Source organism: Kineosporia mesophila (assembly GCF_021129235.1).
Lineage (GTDB): Bacteria > Actinomycetota > Actinomycetes > Actinomycetales > Kineosporiaceae > Kineosporia > Kineosporia mesophila.
This window is the reverse complement of the sequence record NZ_JAJOMA010000011.1, coordinates 200,735-222,085: the sequence shown is the minus strand read 5'-3', so window position 1 is coordinate 222,085 and position 21,351 is coordinate 200,735. Positions and strand designations below refer to the sequence as shown.

Genomic DNA, 21,351 nt, shown 5'->3' with positions numbered 1-21,351 from the left:
GCAGCAAAGTGCCCCTGACCTCGTCACCTGCACTGTTCCGGCGAGGCTTAACACAGGCTTGGTGATGGCTTGTGGCCTTGCCCGGAGCCGCTCTGGGCGCCGGTGTGATCACACCCAGCCTGATCACACCAGCCTGATCACACCGACCTGATCACACCGACCTGATCACCAGGTCGTCCGACTCGGTGTCGCGCAGCCGGGCCAGGGTCGGCGCGTACATGGTGCTCTTGATCCGTCCCAGCGCCTCACCCGCCTTGGGTGCGAGGCCGGCCGCATACTTCACCGCGGTGGACAGCACCTCGCTCTCCTCGACAATCTGGTCGACGATGTCCCGGGCGCGCGCCTCCGGGGCGGCGTAGCGTCTCCCCGAGGTCATGGCCTCATGCGCGGCCTGAGGGGTGAGGCGCGCCTGGATGAGCGAGGACATGGCCCGGGTGAACGGGATGCCCAGGTCTACTTCCGGCAGGCAGAACCAGCCGCGGTCGGCCCGCATGACCCGGAAGTCGTGAGCGAGCGTGAGCATGGCCCCGGCCGCGAAAGCATGCCCCTGTACCGCCGCGACGGTCGGTATCGGGAGTTCGAGCAACTTCGCGAACAGTTCGTGGACCGCGACCACGTAGTCGATGAACCGCTGGTCGTCCTGATCCCGCAGCCAGTCGAGATCGAGCCCGTTCGAGTAGATCTTGCCCGTGCCCGTGGTCACCAGCGCGCGGGGACCGTCAGCCACGGCGACATCGTCGAGTGCACCACTCACCGCGGCCATCCAGTCGGGACGGAACCGGTTCTCGTCGTCCCCGAGGTCGAGTACGAAGACTTCGCCGGTTCGGGTCAGGCTGGGCATCGTCGGGTCTTCTCCTCAACGGCCGGTGAAATCGGGGCTGCGACGTTCGGAGAACGCGGTGACCGCCTCGACCAGGTCTTCAGAGGACATGAACGCCGCATTCCAGGCCGCCACTTGCTTGAGTCCGCTTTGCACCCTACTCGCCCGCTCCGCGTCGAGGACCTGTTTCACCCCCTGAACCGTCAGCGGCGGATTCTTGGCCACCTCATCGGCGAACTCGCGAGCGGTGGCGAGCACCTCGTCCGGACCTGGAAGTACCCGGTTCACCAGACCGATCCGCTCAGCCCAGGCAGCGTCGATGTTTTTTCCGGTCAGAGCCAGTTCCCGGAAATGACCGTCGCCGATGATGGCCGGAAGACGTTGCAGACTGCCGAGGTCCGCAACCATTGCCATCCGCACCTCACGCACGCTGAATCGGGCCTCCGAACTGGCATAACGCACGTCACAGGCCGCAATCACGTCCACCCCGCCACCGATGCACCAACCACTTACCGCTGCCACCAGCGGTTTACGGCACTCGGCGATCGCAGTCACGGCGTCCTGCATCACGCGGATCTCGTCGTGCAACCTGGTGCGGGGTCCGGCCAGTCCGGGGTCACCTTTGAACAGGCCCTGCCAGCGCCGGCCGAAGGCCATGAGGTCCAGGCCGTACGAGAACGTCCCGCCGCTCCCGGCAAGCACCACCGCCCGGATCGTCTCGTCCCTGTCCAAGGCGGTGAACACCCGCGGCAGCTCGGCCCAGAAGTCCGGCCCCAGCAGATTCCCCTTGCCCGGGCCGATCAGAGTCACCTCCGCCACGTGTCCCACCGGTCCTACTTGCTCCGGTGACTCGGCCGATTCCGACGAATCCCCTCGCACCGCTGAGTCCGTTCGCCCCGCTACCGCGGCTTCCTCACCGTCGCCCGACCACGTGAGGGCGCCCTTTGCCGCGTCCTCGGTTCCAGCCCGCTCCGGACCGGCCCCGGACACCCCCAGCCGACGGACGTCCAACGACACCAACGGCGTGCCCGGAATTTCGTACTGAACAGCCGGTCGAGCGTGCTTCACCTGGTCGGTCATCTGCTCCTGCTCCCGCCATCGGAATCTGGAACTATCGGTTGATTCGGCACGGACCACTGTAAGTCCCCCTTCGAGTGGACGCCTCAGAACGGCGGCTCTCCATGCCTATCCGTCTCCTCCTCTGACTTCTCCCCCGCCTTCTCCGCACCTCTCAGCTTCCCCGTCAGCTTCCCTGTCAGCTTGCCGGCGCGACGGTTGCGCCGCTCCGTCTGGTCGTTCACCCGCCGGATGTCACGCCCCCATCGGGTAAGCCGCACCGCGACGCGCTGGACTGAACTCGTCGTATCGGGCCGGCTTGCCTGAGGACGTTCCTCACCCTCAGGCGGTTCAGACCCGCCGGATCGTTCAGCCCACTCACCCGCCGACCGGGCGGGCATCGGCCATCCTGCGCTTCCCGGCAAAGGGTCCGGCGAGGAGGGATACTCCATACCTGCCGGGCTGGTCCAGATGACCGTGCCCACTGGATATCTTTCAGCAGTGGAACAGCGCCGAACCTTCCATCCACCAAATGTTTTCAGCCGATGATGCCGCCGGCAGGCCGGATGCAAGTTGCACTCGCACGACAGGCCACCCTTCCCGAAGGGAACAATATGGTCGATGTCGCACCTGCTCGCGGGCACGGTGCACCCCGGGTGTGTGCAGCTCTGATAGCGCGCCATCACCAGATCAGTCAGACGCCGACTTGGCTTGTACCGCCTCGCCGCCGCCGACTGATGCATGCCCTCAGTACATTTGGCCCGCTCGGACCGACCCGCAGGACCAGACGACCGAGAGACAGGACCTTGAGGCCGCGATGTCGATCCATCGGAACGAGACGAGGACCACGCAGACTGCACTTGACCACCCTGTTTCTCAGCCCACCGGTCGGCTCTACCCGATCGCCCCTCCTGCTTTCCCCTCGTTTCCGTCGGATTCAGAAGTGTGACGCGCTCTGCCGCGAATGCGATCTTCCGTGCAAGATCGGCCGGGACCGCTCCGGAACCCATCAACAGGCCAGGTTCTTCACTGAGTCCGAGCAGAGCCGCATCCGTCATGGTGATGACAAGGATTGGCCCGCGAGCACTCCCAGGACGAGGAGTACGCCTCCACCAACCAACAACCTGCCCTTTGCCCACCCTGCTCAGGCCGAACTCGGCCCACTGCCGATCCTGCTCGGCCTCTTGCGCCTCGATCATCTCTTTCAGGGCTGCGGTAGGGACCCCACCGCTCGTCCCTTGCCCATCGATCGACCGATCCGCGGTGGACGCATCATCAAGTAATTCGCCCTGAGGATTGTCGCCGGTCTGTTCGGCATCGGGGCAGCCCGTCCGAGACTTGGTATCCCGCGAACCGTCTTCTGGTGGAACGCGATTTCGCGAACTGTTATCGGACGGACCGTGATTCCGCGAGCCTTCCCCCGACGAACCTTCCCCCGACGAACCATCTCCCGGCGAACCATCTCCCGACGAACCGCCCCTTGGCGAACCCTGCGCCGGAAAACCCTGCGCCGGGGAATCGCAAGCCTGCGCGTCATTGTTCCCCTCATTGTCGGCGGCAGCACCGGAAGAATCAGTCGCATCAGGGATCCCAGAAGTCTTTCTTGTAGAGGAATTCTCCGGATCGCTGTCTTCTTCGGACCGCCGAGGATCCCGAACCAGAGGAATCTCGACTCCGGCAGCAGCGGCCTCGAACAGCGCGGCCATGGCATCGGCTCGACGCTGCTCATGGGTCCGCGGATCAGGAGCACCGTTGTCCAATGCCTCGTCCCGACATGAGTCAGCCATGACGTCCAGAAATCCGTCGATCACCTGGGCCACGTCGGCAGAGAAAATGCCGTGGAGGGCAGCCATGCCGTCAGGCAGTGCATCAAATCTCACCTCACGACCCTGCTTCGCCCGTCGATGGCGAGCATTGGCGCCATCCGGATCCAAGGACATCAGCAGATCCTCGATGAATCGCTTCAGCTGGGGCGCCGTCTTGCGAGGGGCCTCACTCCGCAGAACCGCCTGAACCACATGCCACTCCGGGCATCCGGGCACGAACCAAGTAGGACCAGAAAGAGGGTGGTGCAAACGGTCACTGATCACCTTGGCCCGGTACCAATCAAGTTCGCCCATGCGTACCAGATCGAGGATGTCCGGCAGATTTCGCTGGAGCCTCACTGCCGAGTTCACCGTACTGCTCGCCCATGGTCGCGAAATACGAAGCAGCGGAGCGATCTCGGCTGACACCTGACTGCAGGCGCTGATCACCGAGGCCGAGTCTGTATCCTGATCAATCCCGTCCTCACCGATTGCGTTGGGAATTCCGTCTCGGTCGTCACCGGACCCACCGTTCGGATCTCCGCCCTGAGCGTTACAGGTCGCCGGACTTGTACTGCCAACCAGCTGCACCATGGAGAGCGCCTGTACCGCTTGCAACTGACGTACGAGCGTCTCGCACTCCTTGACCTGGTTCAACGGTCCAGAATCCGACAGTGTCTCTTCACAGCGATTTTTCAGGAGTTCGGTGACCGTCTCAAGAACAACACGAAGAGCCTCGACATCAAGCGGTGCATCAGCAGAAGGCTCCAGACGCTCGGCATTCATTGAAAAACCCCCGTTCAGCAACGGTTCTATCCGTCCCCCGACCTCGCTGCCACGATGCTAACTCTCCCCACCGACAATCTTGGCCGAGGTCGACCATCCAGCCGCAAGCCCCTGCGCATCCGTCATTCCGGCACAAGCCGGTGGCGCGATCCGGGGCGAGAGGATGTGACGCGGTCCGCCCAAGATTGTCGGTGGGGTGAGGCAAGATGAACTCATCACGGAAGTTCGGACCGTCGGGAGGGCACAGATGGCAACGAGTCGTGCGGGGAACCACGGCACGGAGCACGATCGCGATCCGGTGACAGACCTGCGGCGCATTGCGTTCCTGCTGGAACGGTCGCTCGCGTCGTCCTACCGGGTAAAGGCTTTCCGGGGTGCGGCATCATCCCTCCTGACCCAGAAACCCGAAGAGATCCGAGAGGCAGCGGCCGCCGGCAAGTTGACCTCGCTGAAGGGTGTGGGCGAGAAGACGGCCGCCGTGATCGATCAGTCGCTGGCGGGCCAGGTGCCCGACTACCTGGCCAACCTGGAGCAGGAAGCCGAAACGCCTCTCGCAACCGGCGGGGAAGAACTTCGGGCGGCGTTGCGAGGTGACTGCCACACACATTCAGACTGGTCTGACGGTGGCTCACCGCCGGCCGAGATGGCCTGGACAGCGAAAGAACTCGGCCATGACTACATGGTCCTCACCGATCACTCACCACGCCTGAAAGTTGCGAACGGCCTCACTGCTGAACGTCTGCATCGGCAACTGGACATCATCGAAGTGATCAACCAGCAGCTGACTCCCTTCCGAGTGCTCACCGGTATCGAGGTCGACATCCTCGAAGACGGTTCACTCGACCAGGATCCGGAACTGCTGACCCGCCTCGACATCGTGGTGGCCAGCGTGCACTCCAAACTCGCGATGCCGGCCAAAGCCATGACGCGGCGGATGCTCACGGCGATCGAGAACCCGAACACCGACATCCTGGGTCACTGCACCGGCCGCATGGTCAAACCCCGCGAGGGACGAAATCCTCAGGGAAGAGCCGAGTCCGAGTTCGATGCGGCCGCCGTATTCGCGGCTTGCCAGGAACATTCGACCGCAGTTGAAATCAACAGCCGACCGGAAAGACTTGATCCGCCTCGTCGCCTGCTACGTCAGGCGGTACAGGCAGGTTGCGTGTTCGCCATCGATACCGACGCGCATGCCCCTGGACAACTCGACTGGCAGATCATCGGAACCTCACGCGCTGCGGAATGCGAGGTCCCGACCGATCGGGTCATCAATACCTGGACCGTGGACGAACTGCTGACGTGGACCGAGTCATGACCGATACCCAGGGGTGGCAGAACGATTCGAAGGCTTCGCGGTCAGTGCCGACCCAGGTGGGGCACGGTAATTGAAGACGAAGCTGGCAGCAGAGGGGGCGGATGCGGCGAACCTGGTGGGGAACGTTGCGATCACCGGTGAACCGTTACGGGGTCGGGGCCATGGTCCGGGACAACAGGACGAACAGGTACTTGGTCTCGAGAGGTGCCCCGGGGAGAACCTGGCCGCACGCTCGCATCAAGGATCTGATCAGACCACCGGGCCAGAAGAGAGCGGTGAGAGCGTGCCGGCAAAAGAATGAGACCCCGCCGGGAGTGACCCGCGCTGCGTCCCTGACACGCAGCCCGCATCCGCTCCCGACGAGGCATGAGAAAGCCTCTACCATGACCGGCTCCTTCGGCAACGAAGTTGGCAATAAAGCAGCAGAAGTTGTCAACTCGTGACGTGGAGACGGCGTTCACGCGAATAGACAGACCGATATTCCGTAGCAGAAAGGATCCACGCAACTACTCCACGAAGTTTTCTCTATTCGGTCAGCGCTCTCTACGCGCCGTGGAGAGGCTCCGCAACGGGCGTTCGCGGGATCAGTGCCATGGGTAGCCCGTGCTTGGGTTTCAGGGTCACCAGCGCCTCGATGACCGGCTGGGAGACGCCGGCCGGACGGAGCACGGCTCGGTCGCGGAGCAGGGTGGCCAGTAGAAGCACCGACTCGACCAGGGCGAAGTCGCGGCCGATACACAGGCGCGGCCCCGCCCCGAAGGGCAGATAGGCGGGATTGCGATCGCCGGGGCCGGGGCCGGGGCCGGGGCCGGAAACGCTGTCGGACAGGAAGCGTTCCGGATTGAATCGCTCGGGATCGGGCCAGCTCTTGGCGCTGCGGTGCAGAAGCCAGGGGCTGACGATGACAAGAGTTCCTTCGGGCACGTCGACGCCGTCGATGGTGTCGGGGGCGGCCGAGCGACGGGTGATCACCCAGGCCGGCGGGTAGAGGCGGAGCGCTTCGTCGACCACGGCTCGGGTGTAGGCGAGGGCGGGGATGTCTTTCCAGCTGGGAGGACGTCCTTCGAGCACGTGGTCGAGTTCGGCGTACAGGCGTTCCTGGACCTCGGGGGCGTCGGCCAGCAGGTGCAGGATCCAGACCAGACTGGACGCGACCGTCTCGTGGCCGGCGATGACCAGGGTGACCAGTTCGTCGCGGATCTCCTGGTCGGTCATCCACGGCTGGGAATCCGTGGTGACAGCGTCGTCCGAACCGACGCCGGCGGCCCGGAGAAGTACGGCCAGCAGGTCGGTGTCTTCCGCCTTCACCCCCTGGGCCCGGCGGCGGTCGACGATACCGGCGGTGACCTGGTCGAGAGTTGCCACGGCAGAACGCATACGGCGGGCAGACAGGGTAGGCAGACGCGTGAGAGGGCCTGCGGCCAGAGGATTGGTCGCGCGGGCGATGACCTGGCGCAGGGCCCGGTCCACGGCCTCGACCAGGTCGGAGCCCGCGTCGGACAGGTCGTCGGCGAAGAGGGTTCTGCCGACGACGGTGAGCATGGCCCGCATGATGGCTGATTCGGCGTCGATCGGGGCGTAGGGGGACGACTGATCCCAGGCATCCCGGAGTTGCTCACCGGCGGCGACGGTGGAGATGGCCACCTGGTCCAGGCCGCCGTGGTGAAAAGCGGGCTGCATGATGCGACGGTGACGGCGCCAGACCTCCCCGTCGGAGGTCAGGAGCCCGGAGCCGGTCACCAGGGAGAGCGCGCCGTACTGGATGGTGGCCTTGGTGTAGTTGCGGTGGTTGCGCTGCAGCACGTGCCGGGCCCCGACCGGGGTGTTGACCAGCAGCACCGGGGTCTTGGGCATCGGGAAGGCCACCAGGTCACCGTGCCGCTCGACGACCCGCTCCAGCCAGGCCAGCGGGTTGCGCATGATCGCGGGGATGCCGCGGATCATGTCGAGCGGTAACGGTCCGTCGGCGTCGAGCGGGGTGTAGCGCGCGTTGCGGCGAGGTGCGGTCGGCTCGACCGGGGGCTGCGGGGGGAGCGAGCTCAGAGGTACGGCCCCGTCCGGTCGTCTTCCACACGGGGAGCTGCGACGGCGTGAATGTCCCGCTCCCGCAGGAGGATGTACTGCTCGCCATGCAGTTCGACCTCGGACAGGTCTTCGGGGTCGTAGAGCACCCGGTCGCCGATCTGGACCTGCCGCACGTGCTGACCGATGGCCACGACGGCGGACCAGGCCAGACGCCGGCCGACGGAGGCCGTGGCCGGGATGACGATGCCGGCGCTCGAGCGACGTTCACCGGCCTCCTTGTCGACGGAGACAAGGAGGCGGTCGTTCAGCATGCGGATGGGCAGCTTGTTCGTGGAACCCGGGGTGGAACCCGAGGGAACTTCGGTGGAGAAGGAGCTCACATCAGCCTCGGCCGCGGATGAAGATCAGAGCACCGGCGATCACGACGAACGCGCCGGCCACCGCCGCGACACGCTCGCTACGCAGCTCACCCTCGGGGGTGTGGGTGACGGTCTGGAACCGGTCGGAGAGCGCAGCAGCACTGCGGCGCGCGATCTCCTTGGGCTGGGCCCGGGTCGTCAGCTCGTCGATGGTGGCCGCAAGGTGCTCACGCCGCGCCTGGATCTGCAGCTCCAGCTCGGTGGGCGAACCGCTCGGGGCCTCGTCGGGGGAACCGGACCCGGCCGGCTTCTGGTCCCCGGACTTCTTGTCGCTCATGACAGCCTCTCGTCAGACCTTCAGGGCCTTGCGCAGCGAGGCGACGTGCCCCGTGGCCTTCACGTTGTACTTGGCCAGCTCGACCTTGCCCTCGGCGTCGATCACGATCGTGGACCGGATGACGCCGACAACGGTCTTGCCGTACAAACTCTTCTCGCCCCACGCGCCGTACGACTCAAGCACCTCGTGCCCGGGATCGGACAGGAGGGGGAACGTAATGGCATCACGCTCGACGAACTTGGCCAGTTTGGCAGGTTTGTCAGGCGAGATGCCGACCACGGCGAAACCCTCGGCCTGCAGCGCGTCGAGGCTGTCGCGGAAGTCGCAGGCCTGCTTGGTGCACCCCGGGGTCATCGCGGCCGGGTAGAAGTAGACGATGACGCGCCGGCCGGCCAGGTCGGACAGCGAGACGGTCGACTCGTCGGCGGCGGTCAGGGTGAACGACGGTGCGGTGTCGCCGACCTCGAGCTTGGCCACGAAGAACTCCTCAATGCTGGTCAGCGGGTGTCCCCCAGCCTACCGGGAGCCCGTACGAATACGGCGTCGCCCCGGAGGTCCGGCAACCTCTAGGCTGTCCCCAGCGCGCGAGTGGTGTAATTGGCAGCCACGCAGGATTTAGGTTCCTGTGCCTTCGGGCGTGGGGGTTCGAGTCCCCCCTCGCGCACTTCAGCAGCTCGCCGCGGCGAGGTGTCCGTCGGCAGCGCGTCGGTGATCGCCGACGGGCCCTCGTGCAGCAAGACGAGCCCTCGTGCAGCAAGACGAGCCCTCGTGCAGCAAGACGAGGCCCCGTGCAGCAAGACGGACCATCGTGCATCAGCCGGCCGTCAGGAACCGCTGGGCTTCCACCCGCGGAACTTCAGCACCTCCCCGTCCTTGCGCAGCGTGGTCACGGCATCGGTTGTTCTCATTGCCGAAGACATCGCCGGGAATTCTTCGCAGATGCCGACCGCATCAGCCGGACGACGATCTTGCGGAGATACGCGACGGGCCAGGCGATGCCGGACAGGCGCGGACAGGCGGAGACAGGCCAGGAACATCCGCCCGGGTGCTCCCTGGACCAGGTCGTCGCACTCGTCATGGGTCAGAACACCTCTGGACGTACGCCCGGTTGTGTCTCCCGTCGCTCTTCTGTGCGAATCCGGTGAATGACGGCCCTGGGCCCGTGTCTCGCAGGGCGAGACCGCGGCATCCACCTCTTGAGCGTGGTGAATTCGTCGCTTACTGTGGACGCAGGTCATGAGTACCAGCGCATAGCCCCGGCTTGCTGGTCGGCAACCCTCCTCCGCGGTGGGGTGCTCCGGGTGAAGACCTGGCGGCAACCAGATGGTTCGCCGCAAGCGCGGACCCGTTTCGTACTCGGGTCCCAGACCCGAGGAGTATTGCCATGCCCGCATCGTCGTCCTTCCGCAACACCCGTTACCGCCAGGCGGACCTGGGTGTGGCCACGCCGGCGGGTGGAATCTCCACTTTCACGCCGCCCGAGTCCGCCCGGGCCAGTGAGCCCACGACCACGGAGAGCACCCTGCAGAGAATCGGCACGAGCACCGGCACGAGCACGACCACGCCGACCAAGGCCCGCCTCCCGATCGGCCCGCTGCTGCCCGTGGTGGGCGGCAACCTGGCCGCCCCCCTCGCCGGCAACGGCGCCGGGGGCCGCACGGCCCGGGCGGTCAACCTCGACTACGCCGCGAGCGCGCCCGCGCTGCAGGCCGTGGCCGACCACGTGGCGGAGGTGCTGCCGTACTACGCGAGCGTGCACCGCGGCGCCGGGTACGCCTCGCAGGTGAGCACCGCGCTGTACGAGAGCGCGCGGCAGACGATCGGCGCCTTCGTGGGGGCCCGTCCGGGCGACCTGACCGTCTTCACCCGTAACACCACCGATGCCCTGAACCTGCTGGCCGGTGCCGTGCCGCAGGACGGTCCGGGGGCCGGCGAGGTGGTGGTGCTGGACGTCGAGCACCACGCCAACCTGCTGCCCTGGACCGCCCGCCGCCACCGCCTGATCCCGACCGCGAGCACCGTGGCCGAGACCGTCGCCGCGCTGGAGGCCACGCTGGCCGAGCGCCCGGCCGCGCTGGTCGCGGTGACCGGGTGTAGCAACGTGACCGGGGAGATCCTGCCGATCGGCGAGATCGCCCGCATCGCCCACGCGCACGGCGCCCGGGTCGTGGTGGACGGCGCCCAGCTGGTGCCCCACCGCCGGGTGGACATCGCGGCGCTGGACGTGGACTACATCGCCTTCTCCGGTCACAAGATCTACGCGCCGTTCGGTTCCGGCGTGCTGATCGGCCGTTCCGACTGGCTCGACGCCGCGCAGCCGCACCTGGCCGGCGGCGGGGCCGTGCGCTCGGTCGACGCGCAGGGTCAGGCCGTGTGGACCACGGGTGTGGCGCGGCACGAGGGCGGTACCCCGAACGTGCTCGGTGCCGCCGCCCTGGCCGCGGCCTGCCGGGCGATCGCCGATCTGCCCGAGGGCGCGGTCGAGGAGCACGAGGCGGCCCTGTCCGCGCGGCTTCTCGAGGGTCTGCAGGAGATCCCGCAGGTGCGCGTGCTGCGCGCCTGGTCGGACAGCACCGACCGGGTCGGCGTGGTCGGCTTCACCGTCGAGGGTCACGAGGCCGCGCGGGTGGCCGTCTACCTGTCGGCCGAGCACGGGGTCGGCGTGCGGGACGGCAAGTTCTGCGCCCACCCGCTGCTGAACCGCCTCGGTGTCACCGGTGGTGCGCTGCGCGCCAGCCTGGGCCTGGGCTCCCGGAGCGACGACGTGGAGCGTCTGCTGCACGCCGTGCGCACCCTCGTCACCGAGGGCGAGAAGCTCCGGTACGAGCAGATCGACGGCGCCTGGACGCCGGTGAACGACGACCGCCCGGCCCCGAGCTGGTCGACGTGGGGCGCGACCAACCCGGTCGACGGCGCCTCCGAGTGCGGTTTCTGATCCCCGGGTTCTGATCGAAAAAGATTGAGGTCACCGGACTGTCACGCTGATGGTGTGCCAGCCGGTGGCTCCGTCCGGCGCGGGCGGGGCCTCGTCACCCGTCTGCACGGCGTTGTCACCGTCCGTGGCCCGGACCTGGATCTCGTGGGACCCCTTCACGGCGTTCCAGGCGAAGTACCACTGCCGCCAGGTGTCGACGCTGTCCTCGGCCCCGAGGGTGGCCTTCTGCCAGGCCCCGCCGTCCACGCGGACCTCGACCCCGGTGATCCCGCGGTGCTCGGCCCAGGCGATCCCGGCCAGGGTGACCGTTCCGGGGTCCACCTTCTCGCCGTTGCCAGGTACGTCGATGCGCGATCCGGTCTTCACCGGGCCCCGTTCCGACCAGCCCCGCGGCGTCCAGTAGCCCTCGGCCCGGTCGAAGCGGGTGACCTCGAGGTCGACCACCCACTTGGTCGCGGAGACGTAGCCGTACAGCCCGGGCACGATCATGCGGACCGGGAAACCGTGTTCCAGCGGCAGCGGTTCACCGTTCATGCCGATGGCCAGGATCGCGTCGCGGCCGTCGGTCAGGGTCTCGACCGGGGTGGACGCGGTCCAGCCGTCGGAGCTCGTGGAGAGCACCATGTCGGCGTCCTTGCCCACACCGGCCCGTTCGAGCAGGGGCTGGATCGGCAGGCCGATCCAGCGGGCGGTACCGGTCAGGTCGCCACCGATCTCGTTGGACACGCACATCAGGGTGAGGTCCCGCTCGACCAGATCGCCGGCGACCAGTTCGGCCCAGGTCAGCGTGACCTCCCGCTCGACCAGCCCGTGGATGCGCAGTGACCAGTCCTCGGCCGTCAGCAACGGCACGCTCAGGGCCGTGTCGATGCGGTAGAAGTCGTCGTTCGGGGTGAGGAACGGCTCCATCCCCTTGACCCCGACCTCGACACCGCTGGGCCAGGCCGGTGCGGGATCGGCGGGAACGGGCAGCTTGAGCGCGTCGCGGGAGGCCGTCGCACCCCGCAGCCGGGCACCCAGCCAGTTGCCGAGGGCGCCGGTCGCGATGCCCACGGCGAGCACCGACCCCAGACCGATCACGGTGCGGCGCCCGGCGATCAACGCGGCCGCGGTATCGGGATCGGCCCGGCCCCATTCCCGGATCATCACCACGAGACGCTGCAGCACGAACATCCCCGCCGCGGCCCCGATCAGGCTGGGCAGGGCGGCGAGCGCCGTGGACTCGGGCCGGGTGGCGGCGGCCAGCGCCGCGACGGCGCCGAGGGCGAGCACGAGCCAGGTGCCGGCCCGGCCGCGGAGGGCGAGGAGACCGGCCAGGGCGCTGAGCAGGGCCGCGACCAGGTAGGCCACCGTCAGCAGGGCCACTTTGTCATGGGTCCCGAAGGTGCTGACCGCGAAGTTCTTCAGCCAGGCGGGCACGTTGGCCACCACGACGTCGCCGAGGGCCACGATCGGGGCGGACGAGGGTGAGACCAGGCCGGCGATCACCTGGGCCAGGCCGAGCGCGAACACACCGGAGGCCAGACCGGCGCCGGCTGCGAGTAGTCGTCTGTTCGTGTTCATCTCAAGAGGTGAGCTTGCCCGATCCAGCTGTGCACCGCCCGGCGAACCAAGCTCGAACCAGGCTCAGCCCCCGGGCCGGACCAGCCCGCTCTCGTAGGCCGTCACCACCGCCTGGGCCCGGTCACGCAGACCGAGCTTGCTGAGGATTCGGCCGACGTGCGTCTTCACCGTCTGCTCCCCCAACACCAGGTGGGCCGCGATCTCCGCGTTGGACAGACCGCCGGCGATCAGGGTGAGCACCTCGGTCTCGCGGGGTGTCAGGGCGTTGAGTCGCACGGACGGACGCGGGTCACCGGGCCGGCGGGCGAACTCCTCGATCAGTCGCCGGGTCACGGTGGGCGCGAGCAGCCCCTCGCCCGCGGCGACCACACGGACGGCCTGGACCAGCTCGTCGCTGCGCGCATCCTTGAGCAGGAATCCGCTGGCTCCCGCGCGCAGCGCCTCGAACACGTAGTCGTCCAGGTCGAACGTGGTGAGGATGAGGACCTTCGGGTGCCGGTCACCGGGCAGGGCCATGATCCGGCGGGTCGCCTCGATGCCGTCGAGACGGGGCATACGGACGTCCATCAGGACGACGTCGGGCAGCATCGCCTTGGTCAGGTGGACGGCTTCGAGCCCGTCGGCGGCGGCACCGACGACGTCCAGGTCGGGTTGTGCCGCCAGGAGCGCGGAGAATCCCTCGCGCACCATGGCCTGATCGTCCACGACCACGATCCGCGTCACTGGTCCGGTGCCTCTTCCTCGTCGCCGCCATCACTGGGTAGGTGCAACCGCACGACGAATCCGTGCGGGGTCGGTCCGACCTCAATTCTGCCCCCGGCCGCCGCCGCGCGTTCACGCATACCGACGATGCCGTGCCCGGTCTCGGCAGGATCTGCGACGGGGCCCGGTTCCCCGCTGGTCACCGTCAGGGTGAAGTCGTTCTCGCCGGACCGGGTCTCCAGGTGTACGGACGCTCCCCCGGCGTGCCGGGTGGCATTGGCCAGGGCCTCCTGAGCGATACGAAAGGCGGCCAGGGACTGCCCTTCCCGAAGTGTTTCGAGGTCACCGGCGAGGTCGGCGTGGAGCTCGACCCCGGCCCGGCGCGTACTCTCCACCAGTTCGGGAAGCAGGTGCAGACCGGGCTGCGGAGCCTGCGGGGCCGACGCATCCTCCCGGCGCAGCACGTTCAGCAGTGACCGGGTCTCGACCAGCGCCTTGCGGGCGGTCTCGGCGACGGACAGCAGCTCGTCCCGGGCCGCGTCACCCAGGTCGGGCACCCGGTACTGCGCGGTCTCGGCCTGCACCACGACCAGGGACATGTGGTGGGCGACGATGTCGTGCAGGTCACGGGCCAGCTGGGCACGCTCCTCCAGCACCCGGCGACGCGCCCGTTCCTCCTCGCTCACCTGGGTCTGGGCCTGCAGGTCCTGGCGCGCCCGCAGAAGCCGGCCGGTCAGCACCCCGAACAGGGCGATGGCGCCGAGCCCGACCACCCAGCCGCTGCGCGCGTTCGGCTGCACCCCCCAGTAGAAGAGCGACGAGGTCAGGACCCAGGCCCCGAGGGTGTCCCGGACCGATCGCTGGGCGGCCGTGGAGAACAGCAGGGCGAAGATGACCAGGCCCTGCACGATCAGCCACGGCCAGGGAGCGTTGCTCAGCACCGGCAGCGTGAACGCCAGGACGAAAGCCGTGGCCACGCTGAACATCAGTGCGGGTAGCGGCCGGGTCACGGCGAAGGCCAGGGGCGCGGCCACGATCAGCGCGACGAAGAACATCGGCCCGCGGCCCGTGGCGTGGATGTCGTAGGTCGTCTCGGCGGTACCGAAGGCGATCCAGAACATGACGAAGGTGGCCACCAGCACGACGGGTTCAGGCCAGAGGCGTCTCCACTGCATGACCCGACCCTAGATTCCCGGGCCCGCCCCGTCGTCCCTCTGTGGAGTGACCCGCGACAGGGGCGCATCCCACCGCGGTAGGGGGCCCGATCTGGCTCCCCAGCACGACGATTGTGCCCACCCCGGATTCCTACCTTGCCGTCGGCCCCGCTGCCGGAGGGTCCGGCCGCGCGGCCCGGAGGAGCCGTGACTCAGCGAATTCTCGCTGTTCTGGCCGGTGCGCTGGTGGTTTTCGGGATCGGTGGCTGGGGTCGAACAGTGGACGTCCAGGAGCCCGGGCAGTCGGGCGCCACGGTGGCGGTGCGAACCCTGGGCACACCGGACGAGGTGCTCCCCGTGGGGTTCGCACCCCACCCGGGCGGGTGTTCGTCCCCCATCGGTGGTTCCCCGTACGGCTTCACCGCCGCCTGTGTGGTGCACGACCAGGGCTACGACCTGCTGCGGTACGCCGACGACCGGGGTGCGGCGCTGGGCCCCTGGGCCCGCAAGGCGGTCGACGCACGGTTCGCCCGGCAGACGATGGCCGGCTGCCACGACCCCGGCTGCCGGCTGATGGCCCGGATCTACAGCGGGGCGGTCCAGTTCAATTCCTGGCGGCAGGGTTACGGGGTCCCGCGGCACGAGACACCGTTGCAGTTGTTCGGGCCGGTCCTCGCCGGGCTGGCGGTCACGGCAGGGCTGCTGTCGCGGCGCTCCGTCACGGTCGTCCGCCCCGTACCCGTTCGGGAACATCGCGGACAGGTAGCCACCCGATGAGGACCGTCACCGCTGCCGCCCTGCTCGCACTGGTCCTGCCGCCGCGCCTGCTCCCCCATCCCCTGTCCGTGGACATCCTCATCGGCACGGTCGCCCTGCTGCTCGGGTACGCCACCGGAGCTTTGCTGGAACGACTGCCCCGGATCCGTTCTCACGCAAAGTCCGCACGTGTTCTCGCCCCGGGCCTGCTCGTCGTCGCCACGCTACGCACCGGTTCCCGCTGGGGAGAGCTGAACGAATCACTGGGAATCGCCGGTAGTTCCACCCGGCACGCCGTTCTCGCAGTGTTCGGCTCGGTACTGAGCGCCGCGGCCGTCCTCCTGGCCGCCCGGTCGCTGCGGCGGCTGTCCGGACGACAGCTGGCCGTGGTGCTCTGCCTGCCCGTGCTCGCCGGGGCCCTGGTCGCGGCCCGATCCTCCTCGGGCGACCGCGAAGGGTCCGAGTTTCTATCTGGGGCAAGGAATTCTGACGCCATCACGGCGGTCACGCACCGCCCGGCCACCACACCCCGGCGTATCTATGTGACGCGCGGTTCGGCCGCATCGGTGACCGACCGCGTCCGCAAAGCAGTTGACCAGGCCGTCGAACTGAACGAAACCACCAACCCGAAGGCCATTCTCATCGCCGTCCCGACCGGGTCGGGCTGGGTGAACCAGCGGATGACCGCGAGCCTGGAGGAGCTGTACGACGGCGACCTGACCACCGTGGCCGTCCAGTACGCGTCCTCACCGAGCTGGCTGGCGTTCCTGCGGGGCGGCCTGGGGGTGCGGGAGACGACGCGAGAGCTGATCGGGCAGATGCGGGCCCGCATCGACCGGCTGCCGACCGGGCAGCGGCCCGATCTGCTCGTCTACGGCGAGAGCCTGGGGGCCTGGGGCGCCCTGCCCTGGCTGAACCAGGTGGACGCGGCCCTGCTGGTCGGAGTTCCGGGAGGTCATCAGGCCGAGGGACCCGGCCTGATGACGCTCAACCATGCCGACGACCCGGTTCCGGGCTGGCGGCCACAGCTTTCACCGGTGACCTTCTGGCGCTCGAGCGCCGACGTGATCTCGTCGCAGAGCGTGCCGTTCGGCCACGGACACCACTACGGCGGCCCGGAGACCGCCGCAGCCTGGTGCCAGGTACTGAGACTGCCTACGTGTTCAGGAACTTCGGCAGATCAGCAGCCAGCGACCGGAACGCCTGGCCACGGTGGCTGATGGCGTTCTTCTGCTCCGGGGTGATCTCGGCACTGCTGAGGGTGTTGCCCTCCGGCTCGTCCGGCACGAAGATCGGGTCGTAGCCGAAACCGCCCGCACCGCGCGGTTCCCGGATCAGATATCCCGGCATGGTGCCGTGCCAGACCTGTTCCGTGCCGTCGGGCAGGGCCAGGGCCGCCGCGCAGGCGAAGTGGGCGCGGCGGTGCTCGTCCGGCACGTCGCCGAGCTGGGCGAGCAGCAGCTGAAGATTGAGCAGGTCGTCACCGTGCCGGCCGGCCCAGCGGGCACTGAACACGCCGGGCGAACCGCCGAGCACGTCCACGGCCAGACCGGAGTCGTCGGCGATCGCGGGCAGCTGGGTCGCCTGCGCCACCGCGTGCGCCTTGAGCAGCGCGTTGGCGGCGAAGGTGACGCCGGTCTCGACCACGTCGGCGACCTCCGGGAAGGAGTCCATGCCCAGCAACTCGGCCTCGACCCCCACGTCGGCGAGGATCTGCCGTAGCTCGGTCACCTTGCCGGCGTTGTGCGTGGCCAGCACCAGGCGAGTCACTTCGAGGCCTCCAGCGCCGCCTTCTGGATCAGCGCCAGCTCGGCGCACCCGGCCGCACCCAGGTCGAGCAGGGTGTTCAGCTCGGCGCGGTCGAAGGGAGATCCTTCGGCCGTGCCCTGCACCTCGATGAACCGGCCGTCACCGCTGCAGACGATGTTCATGTCGGTGCCCGCGTTGACGTCCTCGTCGTAGCAGAGGTCGAGCACCGGGCGGCCGCCGACGATGCCGACACTGACCGCGGCGACCGAGTCTTTCAGCGGCTGGGCGGTGGAGCTGCGCAGCAGCCGCTTCGAGCGGGCGAACTCGACCGCGTCGGCGAGGGCCACGTAAGCGCCGGTGATGGCGGCGGTGCGGGTGCCGCCGTCGGCCTGGAGCACGTCGCAGTCCAGCACCAGGGTGTTCTCCCCGAGCGCGGAGGTGTCGATGATCGCGCGCAGGCTCCGGCCGATCAGCCGGGAGATCTCGTGCGTGCGGCCGCCGACCTTGCCCTTGATCGACTCGCGGTCGCTGCGGGTGTTCGTCGCCCGCGGCAGCATCGCGTACTCGGCCGTCACCCAGCCCTGGCCGCTGCCCTTGCGCCAGCGCGGCACGCCCTCGGTGAACGACGCGGCGCACAGCACCCGGGTGCGCCCGAACTCCACCAGGACACTGCCCTCGGCGTGATCGAGCCAGTTACGGGTGATCTTGATGTCGCGCAGCTGGTCGCTCGCGCGGCCGTCCACGCGGACGTCGGTCGTGGTGGTTGACATGCCCACGAGCCTACGGGCTGCGCGTCGTCCTCTATTGGACGCCCGACCCCTGCCGGACCGCGACCCGCTCGAGAAGGTACGACTCACCCACCCGGGCGGCCTCTACCGGGCCCACGTACGCGCTGCGGGCCTCGCGCACCACCGTGTCCGCGTCGGTCCAGACCGGGATGTGGGTGAGCACGACACGCCGCACGCCCGCCTCGGTGGCGGCCTCCCCCGCACGCCGGCCGGTCAGGTGCACGCCCCGGGCCTCGTCGCGCCCCTCGATGAACGACGCCTCGGACAGGAACAGGTCCGCTCCGCGCGCCAGTTCGACCAGGTTCGCGCAGGAATCGGTGTCGCCGGAGTAGGCGACGACGGCGCCGTCGTGCTCGATCCGCATGCCGAAGGCCGGGACCGGGTGATTGACGGTGCGCGTGGTGACGGTGAACGGCCCGATCCGGACCACCCCGCCGTCGGTGAACTCCCGCACGTCGTAGACCGAGGGCAGGTCGGCCTCGGCGTCAGGCCCGTAGGCGGCGAGCACGCGCCGGTCGGTACCGGCCGGTCCGTAGACCGGCAGCGGAGTCAGCGCTGCGCCCCGCGGGTGGTAGCGGCGGGAGACGTACAGGCCGCACAGATCGATGAAATGGTCCGGATGCAGGTGCGAGATGAGCACCGCGTCCAGCGTGGAGGGATCGGCGAACCGCTGCAGGGAGCCAAGGGCCCCACTGCCGAGATCCACGACGACACGCCACGTGCGCCCGTCCTCCTCGGCCTCGAGGAGATAGCTGGAGGCAGGTGAGTCAGGCCCCGGGAACGAGCCCGAGCACCCGACGATCGTGAGCCTCACCGTGGCCCTCCTGTCCTTCGCAGTGCTCCGTCGACACCGGTCATGGGAATCGAGCGTACGGCCGGGGAGCAGGCAATCCCATCCGAACTGCGAGTGACCCCCGCCTCTTCGTTAGAGTTGTCGTGTGTCGATCGCCCCTGTGGAACTCGAGAAACCGGACACGGTCGAGCAACCGGACACCGATGTTCCCTGGATCACGCTCGTCTGGAACGATCCCGTCAACACCATGTCCTACGTGACCTACGTGTTCCAGTCGTACTTCGGCTACCCCAAGAGCAAGGCGGAGAGGCTGATGCACGACGTGCACGAGAAGGGGCGCGCGGTGGTCTCCAACGGCAGCCGCGAGGAGATGGAACGGGATACCGAGGCCATGCATGAGTTCGGCCTGTGGGCAACCTTCCGCAAGGACGACTGATGGCGCACCGCAAGGCTCCCTTCAAGCACTCCCGCGCCGGGGTCCAGGTGAACCTGGACGACCAGGAGCGCGAGATCCTCGTGCACCTGCTGGGCCAGCTGGACGAACTGCTCGACGACGGACGTCCCGCGGGTGAGGTCGACCCGCTGGAGGCCCTGGTCGGGATGCGGGGAACCACCGACGAGACTCCTCCCGCCACCCCGGACGACCCGGCGCTCGCACGGCTGCTGCCCGACGGCAACCGCGACGATCCGGAGGCCTCGGCCGAGTACCGTCGGCTGACCGAGTACGGGCTGCGCTCGCGCAAGCGCTCCGGCGCCCGCACGGCCGCGGGCGCCCTGAACCGGCCGGCGCCGGTCGTGCTCAGCAGCGAGGAGGCCCTGTCGCTGATGAAGGCCCTCACCGATGTGCGGCTGGTGCTCGGCGAACGGCTGGAGCTGAAGACCGACGAGGACGCCGAGTCCCTGCACCAGCGCCTGTGGGCCGGCGACGAGGCCGAGTCCTGGATGGCCACGGCCTCGATCTACGAGGTGCTGACGGCCTGGCAGGAACACCTGGTCGTGGCGGTCTCCAAGAAACTCTGAGGCTTTCGTCGCCTTGACGATAAGGGGATGCGGGGTTACTGTCGTCCCATCGATAGCGTCAGATTGACGAAATGAGCGTAGCGATGAGCGTCCCCCGTTTTCGGCCCAGCCTGCTGACCGACCAGTACGAACTGACGATGGTGCAGGCCGCCCTGGCCGGCGGCGCCGCCCAGCGGCGCTGCGTGTTCGAGGTCTTCGCCCGGCGGCTGCCGGACGGCCGGCGGTACGGTGTGGTGGCCGGCACCGGGCGCCTGCTCGAGCAGCTGTCCGAGTTCCGCTTCGGCGACGAGGAACTGGCCGACCTGGAGCGTCGCGGCGTGGTCGACGCGCCGACGCTGCGCTGGCTCGCCGACTACCGGTTCACCGGTGACATCACCGGCTACGGCGAGGGCGAGTGCTACCTGCCCGGCTCCCCGGTGATGACGGTGGAGGGCACCTTCGCCGAGGCGGTGCTGCTGGAGACGTTCGTGCTCTCGGTGCTCAACCACGACAGCGCGATCGCCGCCGCGGCCAGCCGCATGACCACCGCCGCGAACGGGCGCCCATGCCTGGAGATGGGGCTGCGCCGCACCCACGAGGAGGCCGGCGTGGCCGCGGCCCGGGCCGCGTACATCGCCGGGTTCGCCGGCAGCAGCGTGCTGGGGGCCGGCGCGCGGTACGGCATCCCGACCATCGGCACCGCGGCGCACGCCTTCACGCTGCTGCACGACAGCGAGCTCGAGGCGTTCCGGGCGCAGGTCGCCTCGCTCGGGGTGGGCACCACCCTGCTGGTGGACACCTACGACGTGACCGCCGGGGTGGAGCACGCGATCGAGGCCGCCGGCCCGGAACTGGGCGCGGTGCGCCTGGATTCGGGTGACCTGCTGGAGCAGGCCCAGGCCGTGCGGATCCAGCTGGACAAGCTGAACGCGACCGGGACGAGGATCGTCGTGACGAGCGACCTGGACGAGTACGCCATCGCCGCCCTGGCCGCGGCGCCGGTCGATTCCTACGGTGTGGGAACGCAGCTCGTCACCGGATCGGGCGCCCCGACCGCCGGGATGGTCTACAAGCTGGTGGCCCGCGAGGGCGCCGACGGCACCATGATCCCGGTCGCGAAGAAGAGCGTGGCCAAGGCGAGCGTGGGCGGGCGCAAGTGGGCGCTGCGGCGACGTGATCCGCAGGGTGTGGCCGACCAGGAGCTGCTCGGCCTCGGCGGCCGGCCGACCGGTTCCCGCCCCGACGAGTACCGTTCGCTGCAGCGCACTCTGGTGTCGGGCGGGGAGGTCGTCGACACCTCCACGGTGGCCGACGCCCGGGCCCTGCACGAGCTCTCCCGCGCCGAGCTGCCGGTGACGGCCCGCAAGTTGTCGCGCGGCGAGGCCGCGATCCCGACCGTGATGTTCTGA

At 68.5% G+C, this 21,351-nt stretch carries 20 protein-coding genes, 1 tRNA gene and 1 riboswitch; of the genes, 8 read left to right on the top strand and 13 right to left on the bottom strand.

Annotated features, from left to right (window positions below; genetic code table 11):
- Positions 1-151: 151 nt before the first annotated feature.
- From LR393_RS17610 to LR393_RS17600, 3 genes are all read right to left on the bottom strand, one after another.
- The gene (locus LR393_RS17610; protein WP_231485034.1) at positions 152-841 is read right to left on the bottom strand and encodes an enoyl-CoA hydratase-related protein; all 690 of its coding nucleotides are present in this window, start codon (positions 839-841) and stop codon (positions 152-154) included.
- Positions 842-856: 15 nt separating this feature from the next.
- The gene (locus LR393_RS17605) at positions 857-1,900 is read right to left on the bottom strand and encodes a crotonase/enoyl-CoA hydratase family protein (RefSeq protein WP_231485033.1); all 1,044 of its coding nucleotides are present in this window, start codon (positions 1,898-1,900) and stop codon (positions 857-859) included.
- Positions 1,901-1,983: 83 nt separating this feature from the next.
- Positions 1,984-4,467 (bottom strand): HNH endonuclease signature motif containing protein, encoded by a 2,484-nt coding sequence (locus tag LR393_RS17600; RefSeq protein WP_231485032.1) that lies wholly within the window; start codon positions 4,465-4,467, stop codon positions 1,984-1,986.
- Between the two features lie 247 nt (positions 4,468-4,714).
- Here LR393_RS17600 and LR393_RS17595 point away from each other — a divergent pair, with 247 nt between their 5' ends.
- The gene (locus tag LR393_RS17595; RefSeq protein WP_231485031.1) at positions 4,715-5,782 is read left to right on the top strand and encodes a PHP domain-containing protein; all 1,068 of its coding nucleotides are present in this window, start codon (positions 4,715-4,717) and stop codon (positions 5,780-5,782) included.
- Between the two features lie 543 nt (positions 5,783-6,325).
- On the opposite strand, the gene LR393_RS17590 is transcribed toward LR393_RS17595, so the two are convergent.
- The 4 genes from LR393_RS17590 to bcp all read right to left on the bottom strand — a co-directional run bounded on the left by LR393_RS17590 (position 6,326) and on the right by bcp (position 8,980).
- Positions 6,326-7,726: a cytochrome P450 gene (locus LR393_RS17590; RefSeq protein WP_231485030.1), complete on the bottom strand. Its 1,401-nt coding sequence runs from the start codon at positions 7,724-7,726 to the stop codon at positions 6,326-6,328.
- Positions 7,727-7,821: 95 nt separating this feature from the next.
- Positions 7,822-8,118: a GroES family chaperonin gene (locus LR393_RS17585; protein WP_269327436.1), complete on the bottom strand. Its 297-nt coding sequence runs from the start codon at positions 8,116-8,118 to the stop codon at positions 7,822-7,824.
- 70 nt (positions 8,119-8,188) lie between these two features.
- The gene (locus LR393_RS17580) at positions 8,189-8,503 is read right to left on the bottom strand and encodes a DUF3618 domain-containing protein (RefSeq protein ID WP_231485028.1); all 315 of its coding nucleotides are present in this window, start codon (positions 8,501-8,503) and stop codon (positions 8,189-8,191) included.
- 12 nt (positions 8,504-8,515) lie between these two features.
- Entirely contained in the window at positions 8,516-8,980 is a 465-nt protein-coding gene (bcp, locus tag LR393_RS17575; protein ID WP_231485027.1) for a thioredoxin-dependent thiol peroxidase, read from the bottom strand.
- Between the two features lie 105 nt (positions 8,981-9,085).
- On the opposite strand from bcp, the gene LR393_RS17570 reads away from it, so the two are divergent.
- Positions 9,086-9,167 (top strand) — tRNA-Leu (locus tag LR393_RS17570).
- 568 nt (positions 9,168-9,735) lie between these two features.
- Positions 9,736-9,849, top strand: a riboswitch (SAM riboswitch).
- A gap of 38 nt (positions 9,850-9,887) precedes the next feature.
- On the top strand, positions 9,888-11,438 hold the full coding sequence (locus tag LR393_RS17565) for an aminotransferase class V-fold PLP-dependent enzyme (protein ID WP_231485026.1): 1,551 nt from the start codon (positions 9,888-9,890) through the stop codon (positions 11,436-11,438).
- 30 nt (positions 11,439-11,468) lie between these two features.
- Here LR393_RS17565 and LR393_RS17560 read toward each other — a convergent pair whose 3' ends face one another.
- The 3 genes from LR393_RS17560 to LR393_RS17550 form a co-directional block, all read right to left on the bottom strand.
- The gene (locus tag LR393_RS17560) at positions 11,469-13,001 is read right to left on the bottom strand and encodes a molybdopterin-dependent oxidoreductase (RefSeq protein WP_231485025.1); all 1,533 of its coding nucleotides are present in this window, start codon (positions 12,999-13,001) and stop codon (positions 11,469-11,471) included.
- A gap of 63 nt (positions 13,002-13,064) precedes the next feature.
- Positions 13,065-13,724 (bottom strand): response regulator, encoded by a 660-nt coding sequence (locus tag LR393_RS17555; RefSeq protein ID WP_231485024.1) that lies wholly within the window; start codon positions 13,722-13,724, stop codon positions 13,065-13,067.
- Positions 13,721-14,878, bottom strand: a complete 1,158-nt coding sequence (locus LR393_RS17550; protein ID WP_231485023.1) for a sensor histidine kinase — start codon at positions 14,876-14,878, stop codon at positions 13,721-13,723. Before LR393_RS17550 ends, LR393_RS17555 begins: the two co-directional genes overlap by 4 nt.
- Positions 14,879-15,064: 186 nt before the next feature.
- Between LR393_RS17550 and LR393_RS17545 the strand changes: the two genes are divergently transcribed.
- On the top strand, positions 15,065-15,634 hold the full coding sequence (locus tag LR393_RS17545; protein WP_231485022.1) for a hypothetical protein: 570 nt from the start codon (positions 15,065-15,067) through the stop codon (positions 15,632-15,634).
- Positions 15,631-16,833, top strand: coding sequence for an alpha/beta-hydrolase family protein (locus tag LR393_RS17540; protein WP_231485021.1), 1,203 nt, complete (start codon positions 15,631-15,633; stop codon positions 16,831-16,833). Before LR393_RS17545 ends, LR393_RS17540 begins: the two co-directional genes overlap by 4 nt.
- On the opposite strand, the gene rdgB is transcribed toward LR393_RS17540, so the two are convergent.
- Genes rdgB through LR393_RS17525 form a run of 3 tightly spaced genes read right to left on the bottom strand, consistent with a single transcriptional unit; the run spans position 16,769 to position 18,964 of the window.
- Positions 16,769-17,383 carry an RdgB/HAM1 family non-canonical purine NTP pyrophosphatase gene (gene rdgB / locus LR393_RS17535; RefSeq protein WP_231485020.1) on the bottom strand — a complete coding sequence of 205 codons (615 nt, stop codon included), beginning with the start codon at positions 17,381-17,383 and terminating at the stop codon, positions 16,769-16,771. The genes LR393_RS17540 and rdgB overlap by 65 nt on opposite strands.
- On the bottom strand, positions 17,380-18,132 hold the full coding sequence (gene rph, locus LR393_RS17530; RefSeq protein ID WP_231485019.1) for a ribonuclease PH: 753 nt from the start codon (positions 18,130-18,132) through the stop codon (positions 17,380-17,382). Before rph ends, rdgB begins: the two co-directional genes overlap by 4 nt.
- 31 nt (positions 18,133-18,163) lie before the next feature.
- Positions 18,164-18,964: an MBL fold metallo-hydrolase gene (locus LR393_RS17525; RefSeq protein ID WP_231485018.1), complete on the bottom strand. Its 801-nt coding sequence runs from the start codon at positions 18,962-18,964 to the stop codon at positions 18,164-18,166.
- 124 nt (positions 18,965-19,088) lie between these two features.
- Here LR393_RS17525 and clpS point away from each other — a divergent pair, with 124 nt between their 5' ends.
- The 3 genes from clpS (at position 19,089) to LR393_RS17510 (ending at position 21,351) form a co-directional block, all read left to right on the top strand.
- Positions 19,089-19,379 (top strand): ATP-dependent Clp protease adapter ClpS, encoded by a 291-nt coding sequence (clpS, locus tag LR393_RS17520; protein WP_231485017.1) that lies wholly within the window; start codon positions 19,089-19,091, stop codon positions 19,377-19,379.
- Positions 19,379-19,963, top strand: a complete 585-nt coding sequence (locus LR393_RS17515; RefSeq protein ID WP_231485016.1) for a DUF2017 domain-containing protein — start codon at positions 19,379-19,381, stop codon at positions 19,961-19,963. The genes clpS and LR393_RS17515 overlap by 1 nt, the downstream gene beginning before the upstream one ends.
- Before the next feature lie 83 nt (positions 19,964-20,046).
- The gene (locus LR393_RS17510) at positions 20,047-21,351 is read left to right on the top strand and encodes a nicotinate phosphoribosyltransferase (RefSeq protein WP_231485015.1); all 1,305 of its coding nucleotides are present in this window, start codon (positions 20,047-20,049) and stop codon (positions 21,349-21,351) included.

Bases quoted from the DNA above. Each gene is read 5' to 3' on its own strand.
- LR393_RS17510 (WP_231485015.1), top strand. From the start codon at position 20,047: ATGAGCGTCCCCCGTTTTCGGCCCAGCCTGCTGACCGACCAGTACGAA.
- LR393_RS17550 (WP_231485023.1), bottom strand. From the start codon at position 14,878: ATGCAGTGGAGACGCCTCTGGCCTGAACCCGTCGTGCTGGTGGCCACC.
- LR393_RS17610 (WP_231485034.1), bottom strand. From the start codon at position 841: ATGCCCAGCCTGACCCGAACCGGCGAAGTCTTCGTACTCGACCTCGGG.
- LR393_RS17600 (WP_231485032.1), bottom strand. From the start codon at position 4,467: ATGAATGCCGAGCGTCTGGAGCCTTCTGCTGATGCACCGCTTGATGTC.
- LR393_RS17580 (WP_231485028.1), bottom strand. From the start codon at position 8,503: ATGAGCGACAAGAAGTCCGGGGACCAGAAGCCGGCCGGGTCCGGTTCC.
- LR393_RS17605 (WP_231485033.1), bottom strand. From the start codon at position 1,900: ATGACCGACCAGGTGAAGCACGCTCGACCGGCTGTTCAGTACGAAATT.
- LR393_RS17595 (WP_231485031.1), top strand. From the start codon at position 4,715: ATGGCAACGAGTCGTGCGGGGAACCACGGCACGGAGCACGATCGCGAT.
- LR393_RS17540 (WP_231485021.1), top strand. From the start codon at position 15,631: ATGAGGACCGTCACCGCTGCCGCCCTGCTCGCACTGGTCCTGCCGCCG.
- LR393_RS17590 (WP_231485030.1), bottom strand. From the start codon at position 7,726: ATGATCCGCGGCATCCCCGCGATCATGCGCAACCCGCTGGCCTGGCTG.
- LR393_RS17560 (WP_231485025.1), bottom strand. From the start codon at position 13,001: ATGAACACGAACAGACGACTACTCGCAGCCGGCGCCGGTCTGGCCTCC.
- rph (WP_231485019.1), bottom strand. From the start codon at position 18,132: ATGTCAACCACCACGACCGACGTCCGCGTGGACGGCCGCGCGAGCGAC.
- LR393_RS17515 (WP_231485016.1), top strand. From the start codon at position 19,379: ATGGCGCACCGCAAGGCTCCCTTCAAGCACTCCCGCGCCGGGGTCCAG.
- LR393_RS17565 (WP_231485026.1), top strand. From the start codon at position 9,888: ATGCCCGCATCGTCGTCCTTCCGCAACACCCGTTACCGCCAGGCGGAC.
- LR393_RS17585 (WP_269327436.1), bottom strand. From the start codon at position 8,118: ATGCTGAACGACCGCCTCCTTGTCTCCGTCGACAAGGAGGCCGGTGAA.